Here is a 20,015-nt window from a genome sequence, read left to right on the forward strand (position 1 = left end):
GCTGCTTTGAAAGAAAACAGTATTGAATATCGGCTTACCGGACGATATGCGCTTTTTACCGATCCGATTACCAAAATCGGCGGCGAAAAAAGCACCTATCTTGTTCCGACGTATGAAGCGCTGAAGGGAATAACGCAAAGCATATATTGGAAGCCGACGATCGTTTGGGTTATCGATAAGGTAAGACTTATGAATAAAATCGGTACGGAATCGAAAAATATTAAACCGCTGTGTTATAACGGCGGTAACGAATTATCCGTATACACGTATTTAAGAGATATCGAATATCAAGTAAAGGCGCATTTCGAGTGGAATATGCAGCGCCCCGATTTGGAACAGGACCGGAACGAAAACAAGCATTTCGATATGGCGCACCGTTCTCTTGAAAAAGGCGGAAGACGGGATATTTTCCTCGGCGCACGGGAATGTCAAGGGTATGTCGAACCGTGTGAATTTGGCAGCGGCAAAAGTTTTTACGACGACGATGAACCGTTTGCTTTCGGTTTGATGTTTCACGGTTTTGATTATCCTTCGGAAGTCGATACGGACGTTCTTTCCGCCCGTTTTTGGCAGGCAAAGATGGAAAAGGGAATAATAGAATTCCCTCGTCCGGAACAGTGCACGATACGGCGTGAAATACGAAATTACAGTGTAAAAAATCCCAAAATCGGAACGGAGGGAGATGTATGAGCTGGCTTACCGAATTGGAAAAAGTATACGACAATACGATAACAAAAAAATCGGCCGATAGGCCGGCGCCCATATATCATATTTCCAATAACGCTTCCGTGACGGTTGTTTTGGACGGAAAAGGGAAGTTTATAAAAGCTGAGCTTATAGACGCAAAATCGCGAGAACGGATAACGACGATGCCCTGTACCGATTCCTGTGCATCGCGTTCCAGCGGTGCCGATCCGTATCCGCTGTGCGATAAACGGGAATACGTTTACGGCGACCCTGAAAAACACGGCATGTATATGAATTTATTAAAAAGCTGGGCCTGTTCCGCATTTGCAAACGATAAAGTAAAAGCCGTTTATACATATGCTGCAAAAGGGACTTTGGCGGAAGATTTAAAACGTTCGGGTATAGCCTGCGATGATGTGTCCGATTTTATTCGCTGGAGCGTTGAGCTTCCCGGAGATACAAAACCGGAACTATGGAACGATGAAGCGACGCAAAACAGCTGGATACAATATTATAATTCCGATGCTTTTGATGAATATTGTAAAGTTCAGTTTACCGATAAAAAAGACCGGGAAAAGCGTATCAGAGAAACGGGCTTAAACTATACGGACGGAAGCAGTACAAAAATTGCCGCATACCATCCGGCAAAAATACGGCACGGCGGAGATAAAGCAAAAATCATTTCGTCAAACGATACTCAAAATTATACGTTCCGCGGCAGGTTTTTAACCGATAAGGAGGCGTGCCAAGTCGGAGCCGACGCGACGCAAAAAGCGCATTGTGCCTTACGCTGGTTGATAAGGCGGCAAGGGGAGAGCTTGGGAGACGGACTTTCCGTTGTAACGTGGAATGCGGCAGGCGATAGGCTTCCGTCTATTGTCGAAGGAAGCGGAATCTTTGACTACGGCGTCGATTTCGCAGAAGAGGGTAAAACGCAAAAAAAAGAGTATGAGACGGCGGAAGAATTCGCTTACGCGATGAATAAACGTCTGGTCGGGTACTACGGTGATATCAGTAATCCGCAAAATATTATGATACTGGTTATAAAAGAAGCGACACCGGGGCAGGGGCGCGCTTCAATAGCCTTGTACAGAGAATTGCAAAATACAGATATCGTACAAGCTTTGAATAACTGGTATGACGGACTGTTGTGGTATAGAAGTTATTGGCAGTGGAACAAGGACGGCGCAGGGGACTATGTACATTCGATAGGCACACCCTCTCCCAAAGACATAGCCGAATGCGCGTACGGCGAGCGGGTAAAAGCGAACCAAATTGAAAAAACCGTTCAACGGCTTTTACCCTGTATTCTTGACGGCAGTGCGATCCCCTTTGATTTGGAACAGCAATGTGTGCTCTCGGCGTCAAAGCTTTTGACAACTGACAAGTCTAAACGGAATTCGGTATTGGAAACAGCATGTGCTGTTTATAAATATAATAGAAATAGAATAAAGGAGGAATATCAATTGGCTTTGGAAGAGAACAGAACAAGCCGCGATTATCTTTACGGCAGGCTCTTAGCCGTCGCTCATCAAGAAGAACGAGCCGCATTAAAAGAAATGGATCAAAATCGGGAGACGAATGCGATGCGCTATATGCAGCAATTTGCTTTACGGCCGGCTTCGACATGGAAACTTTTATATACGGACAAACTCAAACCTTATCGGCGGCACCTTAAGCCGGGATTAGCGGAATGGTTTGAACAAAGATTGCAGGACATCAGCGTATTGTTTAATGCTGATGATTATACTAACGACAGTCCGTTGTCCGGCGAATACTTACTCGGCTATATGTGCCAGTTAAAAGCGTTTAGAAAAACAGCTGACGATACGTCAAATACAAATAACAATACGGAGGAATAAACAGTATGGCGGCTTTAAAAAACAAAATCGATTTTGCGTTGGTGTTCAGCGTAAAAAATGCAAACCCGAACGGTGATCCTTTGAATGGAAATATTCCGCGGACAACCTTGGACGGATACGGTGAACTTTCAGACGTATGTCTTAAAAGAAAAATCAGAAACCGTTTGCAGGATGCAGGCGAAAATATTTTTGTGCAGTCCGACGATTATCGAAAAGATGATTATCGTTCGCTGCGCAGCCGTGCGGAAGCGGTACTCGGTAAAGCGATGAAAAACGAAACGGAGCTTCACGAGCTTGCGAATAAAACGTGGATCGATGTAAGAAGTTTCGGACAAGTATTTGCATTTAAAGGCGGAGATGCAAAAGGCGTTTCTGTCGGTATTCGCGGACCGGTAACCATCCACCCGGCATTCAGCATCGACCCGATCAACGTAACAAGTTTGCAGATTACAAAAAGCGTCAGCGGCGAAGGCGACGGAACCAAGCGCGGTTCGGATACGATGGGTATGAAACACAGTGTCGATTTCGGCATGTACGCAACATACGGCAGCATTAATCCGCAGTTGGCCGAGCTCACGGGATTCGATGATACGGATGCCGATAAAATCAAACATGCGCTGCTTCACATATTCGACAACGATGCTTCATCCGCGCGCCCTGAGGGCAGTATGGAAGTGATAAAGCTTTTTTGGTGGAAGCACAATTCGAAAAGCGGTCAGTATTCCGCCGCTAAAGTTCACCGTACGTTAAAAATTACTAAAAAAGACGGTGTTTCGCAAGCAAAATCGGCGGATGACTATACTATAACGACGGATGATTTACCGGACTTGGCGCCGGAAGTTCTTTCGTTTTAGGTGCTCTAATGTACTCCGAATCCGACTACCTGCTGCTCAGCGGGCTTCAGCATTTGCGCTTTTGTCCGCGCCAGTGCGCGCTTATACACATTGAACAGCAATGGAGCGAAAACTTTTTTACGGCGGCAGGCCGGGTTCAGCACGAAAAAGTTCATGGCAACATGGCGGAGTCGCGTAAAACCGTAAAGACCGAGCGCAATCTGAAAATTGCCTCGGCTCTTCTCGGTATTACCGGCTGTACCGACGCCGTCGAATTTTATTCCGACGGAAAAATCATTCCGGTAGAATACAAGCATGGAAAACCGAAAGAAAACACTTGTGACGAAGTTCAGCTATGCGCTCAAGTTATCTGCCTTGAAGAAATGCTCTGCCGGACGATAGATGAAGGAGCGCTGTTTTATTTTAAAATCCGCCGGCGCATTCTCATACCCATCACCGATGAACTGAGAAAAGAAACGATCGAGCTTGCCGAGCGCTTCCATCGCTTCGTTTCGGACGGAAAAACGCCTGCGGCCGTCTATTCTAAAAAATGCGAAAGCTGTTCGTTTATCGACGAGTGCTTTCCCGAATCCGCCGGCAAAAACAAATCGGCAGTCGATTATATCAGGCGACGCTTGCGGCAGGGGGTTTCCGCGCTCGATGAATAATATACGGAGGATGTATGCAGCGCTTTCTTAACACGCTTTATATTACCACGCAAAAAACATATCTGCATAAAAAAGGGGAAGCGGTGGAAGTCGTTGCCAACCGCAAGGTGCTCGCGCTCATTCCTTTTATAACGCTCGACAGTATTATTTGTTTCGGGAATATTTTCGTCAGTCCGTTTTTGTTGGGCGCTGCGCCCAAATACAATATTACGATAAGTTTTTTAACGGAAACGGGAAAATTTCTTGCGCGTGTGCAGGGACCGGTTGCGGGAAATGTTTTGCTTCGAAAGGAACAGTACAGAATTTCCGACGATAAAGGAAAGTCCGCTTCGCTTGCAAAATATTTTATTATCGGAAAGCTGGCCAATCAAAAAACCGTGCTGCAGCGCTCACTGCGCGATCACGGTGAAAAAATCGATGCCAAGAGAATTCAAGATGTTGTTGCGCTTTTGGGTTCGAATATCGATAAGGCGGAAAAAGAATGCGACTTGGATGTGCTTCGAGGAATTGAAGGCGATGCGTCGAAAGCGTATTTTTCCGTCTTCGATGAATTGATTATTTCTCAAAAAGACGGATTCAAATTTGAAGGACGTAACCGGCGGCCTCCGCTCGACGCGATAAATGCAATGCTTTCGTATGTGTACACGCTTTTGTATCACGATATGATAAGTGCTCTGGAATGCGTCGGTCTCGATCCTGCCGTCGGCTTTATGCACCGCGACAGACCCGGCCGTTTAAGTCTTGCCCTTGATCTTGCCGAAGAGTTTCGTTCTTTTTTTGCCGACCGATTGATTCTTTCGCTTATCAACCGAAATGAAGTTACCCCCGAACAATTTGAAAAAACCGCAAGCGGTGCCGTCAGCATGGATGAAGCGGCTCGCAAAACAGTAATTACCGCGTATCAAAAAAAGAAAGAAACCGTTTTGCAGCACCCGTATATAGAGAAGAGAATGCACCTCGCAATTCTGTTCCATACCCAAGCGCGGCTTTTGGCCCGACATATACGCGGCGATATTGACGGCTACCCGGTATACCTTTGGAAATAAAAGAGGGCGCGCACGATGATGATGCTGGTAAGTTATGATGTGGCAAAAGATGAAAAAGGGGAAAAGCGGCTCCGGCATGTAGCGAAGATTCTTGAAAATTACGGACAGCGGGTTCAATATTCCGTCTTTGAATGCTTGGTAGACCCTGCGCAATGGGTTGCGCTGAAAAGTAAATTACTTAATGAAATAAATCCGAATTACGACAGTATTCGTTTTTACGCGCTCGGTGCAAATTGGGAGCGAAAAGTCGAACACGTGGGGCAAAAAAAGCCGATCAATCCGCAAGGTATTTTGATTTTATAATCGAATTTCCTGCCGCGAACGGGAAGCACACATCGGTTATTCATTACGCTTGAATTCTATAATCCGTTATATTATAGTGAATTAGATATTCGCATTATAGTGTCCGAACTAAGTTCGCGGAAATTATACTGTAAATATCGATATTACAAAAAAATAACTGCTATACCGTCACTCCCTTACGGGAGCGTGAATTGAAACACGTACGCGAAAGAAGTGCGGAAACAGCGGCGCGTCACTCCCTTACGGGAGCGTGAATTGAAACATTTATGAGCGCCGTACCCGCGACGAGGTTTTTGTCACTCCCTTACGGGAGCGTGAATTGAAACTCGGGTGTACGGTAGCGGAAAATCAACTGCTTCGTCACTCCCTTACGGGAGCGTGAATTGAAACACCGTAATTATAACGCGGGTTTATTCCCGTTGCAGTCACTCCCTTACGGGAGCGTGAATTGAAACTATTAACAGCCGTTACAGCACACGACAAGCGCAAGTCACTCCCTTACGGGAGCGTGAATTGAAACGTATACATTATGCGTTTGAGTGAAAACGCGGTACGTCACTCCCTTACGGGAGCGTGAATTGAAACGTAACGACGGTTGCGACGCGTGAATATTATCGCGTCACTCCCTTACGGGAGCGTGAATTGAAACAAAGCGATAGCGACAAATTTGCCTTTAAACTCAAGTCACTCCCTTACGGGAGCGTGAATTGAAACGTATCACGGAGCGGCATCATGTTCCCGCTCCCGGGTCACTCCCTTACGGGAGCGTGAATTGAAACAGATCACTCATGCGTATACCCCCGTTTTCCAACGTCACTCCCTTACGGGAGCGTGAATTGAAACAATACGATGGAAAATCTGCTGAAGCATCGCGTTGTCACTCCCTTACGGGAGCGTGAATTGAAACAGCAATCAAAAGCACGAGCGCTCGTCGAGAGTTGGTCACTCCCTTACGGGAGCGTGAATTGAAACTTATAAGATTGGCGGAAATGGGATATCCGATTAAGTCACTCCCTTACGGGAGCGTGAATTGAAACTTAATATAAAATCCGATTTATCACCGCATGAAATGTCACTCCCTTACGGGAGCGTGAATTGAAACGTCTTGTTGTTTTTCAAGAGCCGACACTAAATCGTCGCTCCCTTACGGGAGCGTGAATTGAAACATTTTGAAATTGCAAGCGATCAGAATGATGCGATGTCGCTCCCTTACGGGAGCGTGAATTGAAACAAAATGACATAATACTCTCCGTCAAAGAGCATCTGTCGCTCCCTCACGGGAGCGTGAATTGAAACACGTGTTAAATCCTCAAGCGATTCATCAATCTCGTCGCTCCCTCACGGGAGCGTGAATTGAAACGGGAAACATATTTTCTGTGTGTGCGCGCGTAAGCGTCGCTCCCTCACGGGAGCGTGAATTGAAACACATACACTACGGGTAAATCGGGAATGCTCTCGCGTCGCTCCCTCACGGGAGCGTGAATTGAAACTTGCACCCCTTACTAATTTTTACGCGCGCGGCCGCGTCGCTCCCTCACGGGAGCGTGAATTGAAACAGCATCTTTTTTATCGATGACAAATCCGATTAATGTCGCTCCCTTACGGAAGCGTGAATTGAAACTATGCCCGTGATCGGACCGGATATATACAGTTTGTCGCTCTCTTACGGGAACGTGAATTGAAACAGTATTGAAGGTGATACGGAAGATTTTAACGGTCCGGTCGCTCCCTTACGGGAGCGTGAATTGAAACCCGGTCGAAAGAATGAGACCCTTTACAACCATACGTCGCTCCCTTACGGGAGCAAGAATTGAAACTTCGTTACAATCAACAGCAACGCATTCGTTTCCGTGTCGCTTCCAGTTTGCGAGAACTCGAAATTTTCCAATTCTTTCATGCATTAATGAATAGCGAGTTTTAAAAATAAATAAGAGGAAACACACATTCCCCCGCGTTCCTGTATGCATCCCGTGTATGGGATCGCATCGCATTTCGTTGACAAAGCCTTCTTTCGGTGATAGTGTTTTTATCCGGTGAGATACGATAAACGGCGGCGCCGATAGTTTGCCGTCGTTTTTATCAAAGCTTTGCGATTTTCCGCAAAAATTACGGAGGCTTAGTATGAAAAAAGATTTAGGCGTTCATCCCTACGTGTTTCCCATGCCGGTGCTCATGGTTGCGACGTATAACGAAGACGACAGCGTCGACGTTATGAATATGGCATGGGGCGGTATGTGCGCGGAAAATATGGTCGCACTCAATCTCGACGAATCGCACAAAACGTCCGAAAATATCAAAAAACGCGGAGCCTTTACGCTCAGCATTGCGGACATCGACAATATCGAAGCGGCCGATTTTTTCGGCATCGCGTCGTGCAATACGATGCCCGACAAATTCGAACGTACGGGACTGCACGCGCATAAAAGCCGAAAAGTAGACGCTCCCGTCGTAGAAGAATTTCCGCTCACGCTCGAATGCAAAGTTGCGGCGATAGAACACGGTGTCGGCGGCTTCCGTGTTGTCGGTGAAATCGTCAACGTCATCGCGGATGAAAAAATTCTTGACGCAAAAGATAAAATCGAGCCTGAAAAACTCAACGCTTTCGTATTCGACCAATTCCAAAACGGCTATTACCGCATCGGTGAAAAAGTCGGACAGGCGTGGAAGAGCGGCGCCGCTTTGATGAAAAAATAAACGCGGTTTGAAAGCTCGCGTGCCCGTTCTGAGTCCGCGATCCCGATCGTCCGGGAAGAAATATGATTGACAATTAATAATTATTAAGTGTCAGGGCGTGCCCCTCGCTTCGCTCGGGTCGGGCTTTTCGAGGTTCCGCGCCCATGCGCTCCATTCCTCCGCTCGCTCATCGCTCGCTCCGGAACTTTCGCCTCTCCAATCCCTCACGCACGGCAAGCGGAAGCGGCGTCGGTCTTTACATCGGCTGCGTTTCGTTTACTTTGAAACGGCTTTATCGCGCTGTAAATCCGGTTCAGTATCGATATCACCGCATCGGTTTTGCGTTTTGTTCGATATTGTTTTTACGCCGAACAAAAAGTAGACGATGTGGCATATCCATACGACGGCGAGACAAATCCTCGCGACGGGTACGCGCTTCATCATGATAAAGCCCGTAAGCATTACCGCGCTCGACGTCGCAAGAATCGAAACCTTCGTTTTCAGCGTCATCGCTTTTCGTTCGACGAAACTTTCCAAATGCTTTTTATACAGCGATGTGCCTATAAACCAATCATGCAATCTTTTCGAACTTTTGGCAAAACAAAAAACGGTCGCCAAATAAAACGGTACGGTCGGAAGAAACGGCAGCACGATGCCGACGGTGCCGAGCCCCAGAGATATAAAACCGAGTGTTATCCACAAGATGCGAATCGGGTTTTTCATGTTGATTCCTTTTGCATTTCAAAGATGCTGTGTGCGATGTTCAACGTCGACATCCGATGCGATACGATGACGACGGTTTTACGTTTTGATTTTTCGTTGAGCGATTTTAAGATGATACCTTCGTTGAGAGAATCTAGATTGCTCGTCGGTTCGTCCAAAAGCATGATCGGCGCATCGTGTAAAAAGGCGCGGGCAAGTCCTATGCGCTGCCGCTCTCCGCCTGACAACGTGCTCCCCAGTTCTCCGACTTCCGTGTCGTATCCGTCGGGAAGCGCAGAAATGAATTCGTCGAGCGACGCTTTTTTCGCCGCGTCGATTATCTCTTCGCGCGTCGCACCGATTTTTCCGATAGCTATATTGTTTGCAATCGTGTCGCGGAAAAGAGCGGTTTCCTGCGTGACGTAAGATTCCGCCGCCCGGAGAGATGCAGTATCGATCGTCCGTATGTCTTTGTTTGAAAGCGAAACGCTTCCCGACTGCACGTCCCAAAAGCGCATGAGCAGTTTTAAAAGCGTAGATTTGCCGCAGCCGGACGAGCCGTATATGCCGAAGATTTTTCGTCCGGGAATCGTGAGTGAAAATTTCGTCAATATATTTTCCGCTCCGTAAGAAAAATCCGCGTTTGAAACGACGATATCGTTTACGGCAAAAGCTTTTTCAGCGGTTTCGTCGTTCATACTGCCGCTTGTCACTTCTTCGACGACAGGCTTTTCATCGAGCAGCGAGAGGACTCTTTCTCCGCTTGCAAGCGTCTGCATCAAATTGTTCGAAAGATTCGACAGCGCGACGACCGGCCCGAACGAACTCATCAAAGCGGTCGTCGTTACGACGACGTTTCCGAGCGAAACGCTGCCGGCAAAAAAAGATCGGAGCAACAGACAAAAGACCGCCGTGTCAAAGGCAAGTATGAAAAAATTGGTAATGGCGCGCTGATAGGATTCGAACGTCGAAAGTTTTTTTTGCGTAGCTGTCAGTTCCTGCGAGCGCTTTACCAATTCGGATAAGCGCTTTTTGCCGCAGCCGTATTGAATCGTTTCGTCCAGCCCTCGAAGCGAATCGAGTACGAAGCTTCCGAGCGCTCCGAACGCATTTCGGAATTTGAGACCGTCCCCGCCGCCGAGTTTCGCGTTGACGAGCGGGATGACAAAGCCGACCGTTATATACGCGCATAAAGCGATGATACCGGCAGCGGCATTTTCCTGCCATATAAAGACGGTCATGCACGTCGACACGATGAGCGCAATCGCTGCCGGTGAAATCGTGTGCGCGTAAAAAACTTCGAGCAGTTCGATGTCGGATGTTATTATCGAAATGAGATTGCCCTTATCTCTGCTTTCAAGCTTTGCGGGGCAGAGTTCGCGGAGTTTTGAAAAGATGCGGTGCCTGATGACTGCGAGCAGTTTAAATGCGATAAAGTGATTGCAGTACTGTTCCGCATAGTGGAAGATACCGCGGCATACGGCGAATGCGATCAAAAAATACGGTAAAATTCCGATAGGCACCAAAGGTGCGTTTTGTCCGGCGATTCCTGCGATTCCCGAAGCGGCCGACACCGTTACGGCTATCGCGCACAAGTGGCCGATGCTGCCGAAAAAGATCGCAAGCAGCATAACGGGAAGGAGCGTGCGTACGAGGACGATGAGGCGCGCCATAATCGAAAATGCGTTTTTTCCGCCCGTGCGGCTGTAAAAATTTCGGTTCATCGTTTTGCCTCCTCCGCATAGGTTTCGAGTTTATGCTGTGCGTTGTACATGGCTGCATATTTACCCTTCGCTTTTATCAATTCGTCGTGCGTACCCGATTCGGCTATCGCGCCGCCGTCGAGCATGTATATGCATGCCGCCTCCGCCGTATTCGACAGTTTATGGGATATGACGATAACGGTTTTCTTTTTTGCCAAAGCTTTGACGACGTCCATAATCATCGCTTCGCTTTCCGCATCAATGTTCGAAGTGGCTTCGTCGAATACGTAGACGGCGCTGTCATGAAGCAATGCGCGGGCGAGTGCGAGGCGTTGACGCTGACCTCCCGATAAATTGCCGCCTTTTTCCGAAAGCTCCGTTTTAAGTCCCTTTTGTGTTTGCAAAAAATCCCATAAGTTGACTTTTTGCAATGCGTTCTGCATATCCTTTTCCGCAGCATCCGCATTCCCCATGCGGAGGTTATATTCTACAGTTCCCTTGAACAGATAACTTTCGTGAGTGACGAGAGTCACCGTGTTCATAACGGCGTCTTCGCGTATTGAAGCGAGTTCCGTTTTATTAAAGCGGATACTGCCCGAATAGCCTTTGCTGCGCGTCATAATGAGAGAAGCGATCGTACTTTTACCCGAACCCGATTTTCCGACGATGGCCGTGAGCGATTTCGGTTTGCACGCGAGCGAAATACGGTTCAATATTTTTCGTTCTGCCGAATATGCGAACGAAAGATCGGAAAACTCGACGGAGACGGAAGAAGCTGCAAGGTCAGCCGAACGTTCTTCTTTTTCCGGTAAATCGAGCAGTGCGAATATCTTATCGGATGCCGCCATACCGTTCATCGCAACGTGAAAAAAAGAGCCGAGCAGTCTCAGCGGAATAAAAAATTCCGCGGCAAGCAGTACGATCATGAGACAGCCGCCGAGGGTGATTTCTCCTCGCGCAAATTCGCCGAGCGCGAAAATCATTCCGACCGCCGCTCCTCCGTACGCCATGATATCCATAACGCTTGTGCTGTTCAGCTGCATGGAAAGCACTTTCATCGTGATCCGTCGGAAGTTTTCGGCTTCCCTGTCCATTTCGCAGGCCTTTTGTTCATCGGCGCGATAGATTTTCAATGTCGTCAATCCCTGCAAATTTTCCAAAAAGCCGTCGCCGAGTTTTGCATAGAGTCCCCAGTATTTTCGCAAAAGATATTTTGCGATTTTCATAATGAGTGCGATCGAAAGGGGAATGAGAGGTACGCACAAAAGCAGCACGGCGCTCGCTTTTATGCTGATAAACGATAAAAAGGCAAAGAGCGTTAAAGGTGCGAGCAAACTGTAGCCGAACTGCGAAAGGTATTTTCCGAAATAGATTTCGAGCTGTTCGACACCGTCGGAAGCAAGCTGTACGATTTCCGCAGTCGGCGCGGAGTTTCGATACGAGGCGCCCAAGCGCAAAAGCTTTTCGTACATGTGTTTTCGGAGCGTTATTTTTACATCGGCGCTCGCTTTGTGCGATGCGGCGACGTAGAGGCGGTCGGACGCGAAGCGAAGGGCGAAACAGCAAAGCGATGCCGATGCGTACAGCGGAACGAGTCCTGCGATCGGCTCGTGTGCGAACACTCTTTGTACGATATCGCTTATAAAAAAGACGATCGCTGTTTGGCAGAGCAGCGAAATCCATTGGCAGAGTACTTGCAGAAGCACGAATTTTTTTGCGTGCGACAGCAATTTTATTAAACGAATTTTAATCATGCGTTTTCCTTGTTTGCATACCGACGATCATGTGTTTTATAACGAGGATCGGATGATATAAAAATATCCGCGGACCCGAAAAGCGCATAACCGTTTTGATTTTGTTCTTCATATCCTGCGAATAGCAATGCACTTTACATGCGGAGCAAAAAGTTTTTTCTTTTATAAACGGACACTTGTCGATTTTTCCGACCGCATACGCATACAGCGCGCCGCATTCGGAACACAACGATTTTTTCATGCCGTGCTTTTTTCTGCAATACAGCCGTATCATTTCGCCCACGATTTTTTTTTCGTGCGCCGTTTTTTCTTCGATGGAGTTATCCATTGCTAACGATACTAACGGATAAATATTCGTGCGTCAATCGAAAAAACGGGGAAATTCTGTTGACACGGAAAAGATAATAGGATAGCATAGGCTAACTTATCGTATAGTTTTACGTGCGTCTCCTTCGGCGCGTGCGGGACTTGCACGGTCGAAGATCCGCGTGCCGTAAAATACGAGGAGGCATTTTATAAAAAAATCGATTTTTTTATGCGTATACGCGGCTTTTATTGCAGCGATGCTGTTTGCCGGCTGTGCCGACAGCGATGATACCGATGACATTCCGCCTGAGGAACTCTTCGGCTCTTATTGGGGCACGATGGAAGTGTTCGGACAACCGCACGATATGTGTCTTGTCATAGGGCAAAACTCCGTTGCGATACACAGCGATAAAATGGGAAGAAGCTATCCGCTTATAAAATATACGGATAAAAAAGACGGCACGTGGCTTGTTTCCTGTTACAATGCGCGGGAAAATAAAAGAAAACCTTCGACGCACATGACTGTTACCGTAAACGCTTCCGCGAATCCTATGACCTGCAAAGTATGGATAAACTTTATGTCGAATTTAGGACTTATAAAGTTTCCCGATTGTCAAAAGGGTGCCGATTACGACGGCAGATTCGCACACTGATTGAAAATATAATTATAAAATAAATTTGAGATTATATGAAATATCTGTTCAATGAAATACTCGCATCTTTCAAAGAAAGGGGGATGCGCATAACGAATCAGCGCAGGCAGCTGCTTTCGATTATGTTGCAAAATCCCGACTTTTCGCCGAAAGAAATATTTTATTTGGCGCATAAAAAAGATAATTCGATCGGGCGGGCTACGGTATACAGGATGGTACATTCGCTTCAAGAGCTCGGATATGTCCGCCCTCAATCCGTTACGATAGTTCCGAAATGCAGGGAGCTGCATTCTGCGTGTTCCGTTTCGGGTGATTCTTAATCATAGTGCAAATAAATTTAATAATATTGAGGGAACGGGATGTTGTTATGCGATTGATTGAATTTATTAATTTAGGCGGACCTATCAACTGGGTGCTTGCCGTAATCTTGTGTTTTTGTTTTTGTCAATGTCTTGAACGCGGCATATATTTTTTTCAAACGCGCAAAGGTTCGAAAAACGATGTAGTCAAGCGCTTACAGGAAAAGGCCGCAGAGCTTGCCGCTCTGCCGGAAGCGCAGCGCAATGCCGAGATTACAAAGGAAAGCACGCTTTTGTATTACGAAATGAACCGCGGACTGTGGCTGCTCAATTTTATCAGCGCGGTGTCGCCTTCGATAGGGCTGCTCGGTACGGTTACCGGGCTTATCGGCTCGTTTTCGAAGATGGCGGAAGTGGGAGCGGCGGTGAATATTCAGGATCTGTCGGGCGGCATTTGGGAAGCGATGCTCACGACGGCGTTCGGCATGATCATTTCGATTCCGGCGCTCCTGTGCTATCGAACGTTCAAACGCATTATCGAAAAACGCATGATGTTTATGCAGCTGTACGGTGAAAAATCCGGCGGACAAAGATCCGGAGACAAGTGATGTTTGCACCCGATTCTTTTTCCCGCTACGAAGAAGAGCTTGTCGTAAACATAACGTCGCTCATTGACGTTATATTTATTTTGCTCATTTTTTTTATGGTATCGACTCAATTTAAACGAAGCTCGCTTCCGCTCGATTTACCGAGAAGCGAAAACGCGACGCAGGAACGCAATACGACAAAGGTGCTTGCCGTCACCGCCGACAGGATGGAATTGGACGGAGAGTCCGTAACGCTTGAAGCGCTCGAGGACAGGCTTGCATCGCTTTTTGCGCATGAACCGGAACTTGCGCTTTCGCTTGAATGCGAGAGGACGGTCGAGTTCGAGCGGATCGTTCAGATATTGACGAAGGTACAGGCGGCGGGGATCAGCCGCATAGGAATCGTGCATGAGCCGTTGGATTAGCTCCGCCCTGTGTACGATCGCAATCGCTGCGGTATTGTTTTGTCTGCCCTTTTGGGGTATACGGACATCTTCTTCTTCAACGGCGTCGATCGTGTCGGACACGACGGTATCGAATGTGAACATCGTACGGCGAGCTGCGAAAAAAGTGCCGGCGGCCGTGCACAATAAAACCGTTTCCGCAGTTCCGGCAACGCCGGCCGAAACGATCCCTTCTCCGAAACCCGAAGCGCCTGCCGAAAGACTTGAGCAAACCGAAGCGCCGGAAGAACCTTCCGACGAAACGAACGAAGCGGTCGATGAAACTCCGTCGACAGATGCGGGCGAAAGTGTGGCAAGCGATGTGGCGAATGCGGGCGGTGCCGTAGATTCTTTTTCTCATACACACGATGCTAAAGCCGCCGCAACGTATAAATCCTATGTACTCGGACGCATCGCGTCGAAAAAAACATACCCCTATGCCGCCCGTTCAAGCGGCTTGGAAGGGAAAGTGCGCGCGCGGATCGTCATCAATCCCGACGGAACGCTCGCCGAAGCCGTCATTCTTAATCCGTCCGAATACGAGCTTTTAAACAATGCCTGCCTCGCAGCCATCAAAAAATCGGCTCCGTTCAGAAAAATGATGAGCGGGGCGAGCGCGATGACGCTTTCGTTTGTTATGGATTTTTCATTGCATTGATAAAACGGGGCGGCGAAACGGATGCGTTTTCGTAATTGCGCAAAAAGATATTTTATTGATATTTATTCTCAATAAGACCCGATTTTCTTGCGTAAAGTAAAAAAATCCTTTAAATATTTTGTTAGCAATATCTAACTAAAATCGGGGTATATTCTTGAAATGGTGTATTTTTTTCTGCATCATAGTTTTTTCGGTACAGCTTTTGTTTTCGCAGGAAGCAGAAGACGATGTCATCGTCGTCGATGCAGACAAAATCGAACAGAAAATCGATGAGTCGGTCGAACAAAAAAAGACAATCACCGGAGAAGACATACGAAAGTCCGGATCGAAAACCGTAGGCGAAGCTTTAAAAACGCTTCCCGATGTTGCAGTCAGCGGCGCTACGGCGGGCAACGCGAACGAATCCGTTACGATGCAGGGGCTCGGAAACGGCTACGTCAAAATTATGATAGATGGCGTGAGCGTTTCGACCGATATATCCGGTTCCACGCCGATCTTTCAGATTCCCGTCGAAAACATCGAGCGCATCGAAGTCATCAAGGGCGCGGATTCCGTTTTATACGGAAGCGATGCGATGGGCGGCGTCATCAATATCATAACGAAGCGGGGAAAGGCGGATTCCGAAAAGGAAGACGCGCAGGGTACGGAAAAAGCGAAACTTAAAATCGGTGGCGGTATTACCGAAGAAGTCGGTTTTATGCCGCTCATACTCGGTTGGAAAAACTATGCGGCGGGAAACCTTACCGTTTCGGGAAAGCATATTTCGAATACGCTGATCGGCAGTTTCGATTTTAATCCGGGCAAGGAAAGGATGACCGAAGATGCCCTCGCCGGAAAAATTAAGTATTACGAAAATACAAAAAAAATACTCGGCTTCGTTCGGGATACGTTTGCGTGGAACGATGCGTGGGGGTCGGTCGGCGCATACGGAGTATACAGCGGCTCGCATCAAATAAGCAATTATACGAAAACGGGACTCGATAAAGGCGCGGATATGACATATACTGCGCATCGCGGCGAGTTCGGTTTTACGGGAAAATATATTTGGAACGACAAGCTGTATGCCGACGGTTTTCTTGCGGGAAAACTATATTTTTTGGATAACGTTTATCACGTTAAAGCCGGCATGCATTCTTCTTTAAGTGAAACGCATTCGAATTCGTTTGATGCGGAAAACGATGTGCGCTTTCACTGGAAGCCTAATAAAATCAACGACATTACATTCGGAGCGAATATCGATCTCGAATCTATGGAAGGCACGTCGTTCGAAAAACGGAAATACGCTTTGGAAGCGGCTTTGTTCGCGCAGGACAGTATTTCGCTTTTCGATGCGAAACTTACGCTTGTGCCCGGAGGGCGATTGGATTTTTCTCCGCCGCTTCAAAAAGGCAGCGTTTTATTTATGGCGACGCCGAAAATCGGAGTTAAATACAATCCGACCGAAAAGACCGCGCTCCGTTTCAGCTACGGCATGGGCTATAAAATCCCTACGTTGAAAGAAAAGCACTGGATTTTCAAGCACAGCTATGCGCCCGGTGCGGGAAACTTTATCCTCTACGGAAATCCGAATCTCGTGCCGGAAAAGTCGCACAGCTTCAACATCGGAGTCGAACAGAACGTAAAAAATCTTTTTAAGGTTTCCGCAGGCGGATATTTCAACTACATACTCGACCTCATCGACAGCGTCGTCACTGATGCTTCCTCTTCGCCGCAGATACGCGAATATCGAAACGTGGATAAGGCGATGACCTACGGAGGCGATATTTTAATAAGCTCCGAAATGGACAGGCTCACCGTAAAAACGGGCTACGCATACACCGGAGCGAAGTTTTTTGATAAAGACAACGGGCGATGGGAAGATCTTGCGCTGCGCGTCGCGCACAGGGTAACCGCGTATGCATCTTATCGAATTCCCCGTATCGAAACAACGGCGGCTTTGAACGTGCAGTGGAATTCGCCTCAGCTTTTGACGGCAAAAAGCGGTTATTATACGCCCGACTATTTTATGGTCGGCTTCGACGTTTCGAAAAAATTTTTGGACGACAAACTTGAAGTGTACGCCGGTGTGGACAACATGCTCAACAACCTGCATTTTGTAAAAGGAACCAACGGCGAAACGCAAGAAAAATATTACGGACTTGCCGAGGGTTTCGTGGTGCGTGTCGGGGGCAAATATAGTTTCGGACATTGAAGTAAGCATTGTGCATCGTTTTCTTCAAAAAATTATGGAGGCTTTATGAAAAAAAATATAGGATTTTTTTTAGCAGCGATTACAGCGGTTTTGATTCCGATTTCCTGTACAAACGAAGATATTCTTGAACCGCACGAAATTTCCGAGATTTACGGATATACATATAGCGGAGGTATTACCGCTTCAGGCGGCAATACGCTGAAGCCTTCGCTCATCATTTATAACGACGAACGGGTTGACTGGAATATGGGCGTAAACGGAATGTCTACCATACCGTTTTATTATAATGCGGTTAAAAACTCTCAAAATAATTACACGATGTACTGGTTCAGTGCTGTAAATCGTTCGCTTGCAAAACAAAAAATCAATGAAAAAGCGGATATGACCGTTCATCTCGGTATCAACACCTTAAATAAAGTTGTTATTTTGCTTACACAAGATAATCTTACCGGTAAGAGTGAGATGCAAAACGTACGCGTTCCTATGCAAATGCAGGCGGGAATTGAAAAAAAGACAACGCCTCCGGAGCCGAAAATTAATGAAACTATTGAAGATATAACAATCGGAATACCTTCAAGAGAAAAACGTGCTCCTTGGGGAGGAAAGGGTTTTTATACCGGAACCTTTGAGTATCTTATTGGAAACGGTGGCATGGTGGAAAGAGGAAACGGAACGTGCGATGGAGGACTTACGCCTGAAATCGTAATTACGGATACCGGTGCAAAAACAGCAAAGATTAGGGTATATAGTTTTGCATATTCGGAGAAAATTATATTCGGCGAGTTTGAAATCTCCGGTGTTGAAACGTATAAAGACGGGAATGTGTATTACTTGCATCGTGCAGCACAGAATGTTTCTGTGCCGGAAAAAAATAAAGGTACCGCTATATTAGAGGGGTTAACCGTTCACGGTAAACTTGAAAATAATCAGCTTAAATTGCGGCTTTCTTTTACCCCCAGTGTGTATTCGGTGCCGTTTGTTGAGATTTTTACTGGTAAGTGATTGCTTTACGGTAAAAAATAGTAAGTAGTAAAATTTCGCTTCGGCGGTATTGTTTTTTATCAGGAGGTTTTATGAAAAAAATATCGGTTATTGCGGCGGCTTTAGCTGCTATTTGTATCGGATTTGCTTCATGCGCTTATAACGAAGGAGATTCCGCAACGGCAAAAAAATACAGTGTTACGGTAATCGCTGTCAACGGAAACGGGACACTTACCGCTGAGGCGGACGGTAAAGCCCTTTCGGCTAAAGAAAAGGTAGCTCCGGGTACAACGGTCAAATTTACGGCGGTACCGAAAACGAAATACGAGATCGATAAATGGACGATTACCGGCGGGACGCTTGAAGAAGGCGGAACCGCCGGCAGTACAACTGCAAAGGTAAAGATAACTTCTTCCGACATAAACGTAAACGTAACTTTTAAATGGACGGGAGGGGCTTTCGAGTCCAATAAAGCTTATAAAGGTGACATCAAACTGAGTTGTTTTGTCGATGCAATGGGCGGAGTCGATTTCGGCGCGGGCCAGCCGGATAAAGGGGAAAAATATAAATCATTACTGGAAGGAGCCGATATTGCTTTTGACAGCGAAGGCAAGGCGAAAATTACCGCACGGTTCAGAAAATCAGCAGTATCTATTCACGGTATAAACGCGAATACGTTTATCGATCCACGCAACTCAACGCCGGGTTACTACGATACGGACGGAGTTAAAAAAGACGCAGACTTTACTATCAGTCCGGAAGGTGATACGGCAATTCCTCCCGAAAAGGATCCGGCTTATGCGTCGGGTGTCCGTTACGTCACTTTAATGACCTTTCCGGTAAGCACAGATGCATCCGTTTATAATTTATGGATTTATGTAAATTCCAGTGTAATGGGTGTGCAGTTTTGCGACGGAAGCGGTACGGCAGGCGCGGGGGAGCCGAATAAAGCAACAAGATTTATCGGTAAGATTACAATCGACTGGTCTACGCTTACAGAACAATAACATACACGGAATGCGTCCGCTGTGCCGGCGCTGAAACGGCGGATATGCGAATATAAGCGTGCGTAAAAAAAGCCGCCGGAAGCGCACTGCGCTTTTTCGGGCGGCTTTTTTGCCGAAGCGGGGAAAATTTTTAGTATCAACAGCAAATAAATTGCATGAAGCAAAAAGGAGGTTTTTATGAAAAAACTGTTTATTTTGGCGGCTTTGGCGGCCGTCCTTGTCGGGTTCAGCGGATGCAGTAACGGCACATCGGACGATAATACGCCGACGGTAAAACAGAGCGATCTCTACGGTGCGTATTGGGGCTCTTTGGAGGTCAAGACACCCGGTGAAGTGCATATAAAGAAGATGTGCATTGAGATACAAGAAAACTCTGTCGCTCTGCATAACAATGTAATGCCTTATTCGTATAAGGTAATAACCTTTACGGACAACAAAGACGGAACATGGCTTATCGGCTGTTATAATGAAGGGGAAGACACGACAAAGCCGTCAAAGCATGTATGTGTTACCGTCGATACGACAAAGAGTCCGTTTTCGTGTAAACCGTACATCGTGCCGATGGCGGGTTTCACGGACTGCGGCGACTGCATAAAAGGTAAGCCGTATGATAACGAATTCATAGGCTAATACAATAACGTGCTATAGCTAGGAGGAAA

At 47.0% G+C, this 20,015-nt stretch carries 20 protein-coding genes and 1 CRISPR repeat array; of the genes, 16 read left to right on the plus strand and 4 right to left on the minus strand.

Going from position 1 to position 20,015, the window contains the following annotated elements; all coding sequences use genetic code 11:
- Positions 1–6 precede the first annotated feature (6 nt).
- The 7 genes from cas5c to H9I35_RS07535 all read left to right on the plus strand — a co-directional run bounded on the left by cas5c (position 7) and on the right by H9I35_RS07535 (position 8,093).
- Positions 7–690 (plus strand): type I-C CRISPR-associated protein Cas5c, encoded by a 684-nt coding sequence (cas5c, locus tag H9I35_RS07505; protein WP_187418803.1) that lies wholly within the window; start codon positions 7–9, stop codon positions 688–690.
- Positions 687–2,549, plus strand: a complete 1,863-nt coding sequence (cas8c, locus tag H9I35_RS07510) for a type I-C CRISPR-associated protein Cas8c/Csd1 (protein ID WP_187418804.1) — start codon at positions 687–689, stop codon at positions 2,547–2,549. Before cas5c ends, cas8c begins: the two co-directional genes overlap by 4 nt.
- Before the next feature lie 5 nt (positions 2,550–2,554).
- Complete coding sequence (gene cas7c, locus H9I35_RS07515) at positions 2,555–3,403, plus strand: type I-C CRISPR-associated protein Cas7/Csd2 (RefSeq protein WP_187418805.1); 849 nt, start codon at positions 2,555–2,557, stop codon at positions 3,401–3,403.
- An 8-nt stretch (positions 3,404–3,411) separates the two neighbouring features.
- Positions 3,412–4,050, plus strand: a complete 639-nt coding sequence (gene cas4 / locus H9I35_RS07520; RefSeq protein ID WP_187418806.1) for a CRISPR-associated protein Cas4 — start codon at positions 3,412–3,414, stop codon at positions 4,048–4,050.
- A gap of 14 nt (positions 4,051–4,064) precedes the next feature.
- The gene (cas1c, locus tag H9I35_RS07525) at positions 4,065–5,096 is read left to right on the plus strand and encodes a type I-C CRISPR-associated endonuclease Cas1c (protein ID WP_187418807.1); all 1,032 of its coding nucleotides are present in this window, start codon (positions 4,065–4,067) and stop codon (positions 5,094–5,096) included.
- Between the two features lie 15 nt (positions 5,097–5,111).
- Positions 5,112–5,399, plus strand: a complete 288-nt coding sequence (gene cas2 / locus H9I35_RS07530) for a CRISPR-associated endonuclease Cas2 (RefSeq protein WP_180487405.1) — start codon at positions 5,112–5,114, stop codon at positions 5,397–5,399.
- Positions 5,400–5,566: 167 nt separating this feature from the next.
- Positions 5,567–7,216: a CRISPR direct-repeat array (repeat unit 31 nt; unit sequence GTCACTCCCTTACGGGAGCGTGAATTGAAAC).
- Between the two features lie 304 nt (positions 7,217–7,520).
- Positions 7,521–8,093, plus strand: a complete 573-nt coding sequence (locus tag H9I35_RS07535) for a flavin reductase family protein (protein ID WP_187418808.1) — start codon at positions 7,521–7,523, stop codon at positions 8,091–8,093.
- Positions 8,094–8,348: 255 nt separating this feature from the next.
- On the opposite strand, the gene H9I35_RS07540 is transcribed toward H9I35_RS07535, so the two are convergent.
- From H9I35_RS07540 to H9I35_RS07555, 4 genes are read right to left on the minus strand one after another with little or no spacing between them, the layout of a single operon-like run.
- The gene (locus tag H9I35_RS07540) at positions 8,349–8,795 is read right to left on the minus strand and encodes a YbaN family protein (protein WP_187418809.1); all 447 of its coding nucleotides are present in this window, start codon (positions 8,793–8,795) and stop codon (positions 8,349–8,351) included.
- Positions 8,792–10,498, minus strand: coding sequence for an amino acid ABC transporter ATP-binding/permease protein (locus tag H9I35_RS07545; RefSeq protein WP_187418810.1), 1,707 nt, complete (start codon positions 10,496–10,498; stop codon positions 8,792–8,794). Before H9I35_RS07545 ends, H9I35_RS07540 begins: the two co-directional genes overlap by 4 nt.
- The gene (locus H9I35_RS07550; protein WP_187418811.1) at positions 10,495–12,231 is read right to left on the minus strand and encodes an ABC transporter ATP-binding protein/permease; all 1,737 of its coding nucleotides are present in this window, start codon (positions 12,229–12,231) and stop codon (positions 10,495–10,497) included. The genes H9I35_RS07545 and H9I35_RS07550 overlap by 4 nt, the downstream gene beginning before the upstream one ends.
- Positions 12,224–12,559 carry a nitrous oxide-stimulated promoter family protein gene (locus H9I35_RS07555; RefSeq protein ID WP_187418812.1) on the minus strand — a complete coding sequence of 112 codons (336 nt, stop codon included), beginning with the start codon at positions 12,557–12,559 and terminating at the stop codon, positions 12,224–12,226. The genes H9I35_RS07550 and H9I35_RS07555 overlap by 8 nt, the downstream gene beginning before the upstream one ends.
- 235 nt (positions 12,560–12,794) lie before the next feature.
- Between H9I35_RS07555 and H9I35_RS07560 the strand changes: the two genes are divergently transcribed.
- The 9 genes from H9I35_RS07560 to H9I35_RS07600 all read left to right on the plus strand — a co-directional run bounded on the left by H9I35_RS07560 (position 12,795) and on the right by H9I35_RS07600 (position 19,986).
- On the plus strand, positions 12,795–13,190 hold the full coding sequence (locus H9I35_RS07560; protein WP_187418813.1) for a hypothetical protein: 396 nt from the start codon (positions 12,795–12,797) through the stop codon (positions 13,188–13,190).
- A gap of 35 nt (positions 13,191–13,225) precedes the next feature.
- A complete protein-coding gene (locus H9I35_RS07565; RefSeq protein WP_187418814.1) occupies positions 13,226–13,510 on the plus strand; it encodes a transcriptional repressor in 285 nt (94 codons plus the stop codon).
- A gap of 47 nt (positions 13,511–13,557) precedes the next feature.
- Entirely contained in the window at positions 13,558–14,097 is a 540-nt protein-coding gene (locus tag H9I35_RS07570; RefSeq protein ID WP_187418815.1) for a MotA/TolQ/ExbB proton channel family protein, read from the plus strand.
- The gene (locus H9I35_RS07575; RefSeq protein ID WP_187418816.1) at positions 14,097–14,501 is read left to right on the plus strand and encodes an ExbD/TolR family protein; all 405 of its coding nucleotides are present in this window, start codon (positions 14,097–14,099) and stop codon (positions 14,499–14,501) included. Before H9I35_RS07570 ends, H9I35_RS07575 begins: the two co-directional genes overlap by 1 nt.
- Positions 14,485–15,177 carry an energy transducer TonB gene (locus tag H9I35_RS07580; protein ID WP_187418817.1) on the plus strand — a complete coding sequence of 231 codons (693 nt, stop codon included), beginning with the start codon at positions 14,485–14,487 and terminating at the stop codon, positions 15,175–15,177. The genes H9I35_RS07575 and H9I35_RS07580 overlap by 17 nt, the downstream gene beginning before the upstream one ends.
- Before the next feature lie 154 nt (positions 15,178–15,331).
- Positions 15,332–17,368 (plus strand): TonB-dependent receptor plug domain-containing protein, encoded by a 2,037-nt coding sequence (locus H9I35_RS07585; RefSeq protein WP_252722628.1) that lies wholly within the window; start codon positions 15,332–15,334, stop codon positions 17,366–17,368.
- Positions 17,369–17,413: 45 nt separating this feature from the next.
- Positions 17,414–18,370 carry a hypothetical protein gene (locus H9I35_RS07590; protein WP_187418818.1) on the plus strand — a complete coding sequence of 319 codons (957 nt, stop codon included), beginning with the start codon at positions 17,414–17,416 and terminating at the stop codon, positions 18,368–18,370.
- Between the two features lie 71 nt (positions 18,371–18,441).
- Positions 18,442–19,356 (plus strand): InlB B-repeat-containing protein, encoded by a 915-nt coding sequence (locus H9I35_RS07595; protein WP_187418819.1) that lies wholly within the window; start codon positions 18,442–18,444, stop codon positions 19,354–19,356.
- A 177-nt stretch (positions 19,357–19,533) separates the two neighbouring features.
- On the plus strand, positions 19,534–19,986 hold the full coding sequence (locus H9I35_RS07600) for a hypothetical protein (RefSeq protein WP_187418820.1): 453 nt from the start codon (positions 19,534–19,536) through the stop codon (positions 19,984–19,986).
- Positions 19,987–20,015: the final 29 nt, after the last annotated feature.

Source organism: Treponema sp. Marseille-Q4132 (genome assembly GCF_014334835.1).
Taxonomy (GTDB): Bacteria; Spirochaetota; Spirochaetia; order Treponematales; family Treponemataceae; genus Treponema_D; species Treponema_D paredis.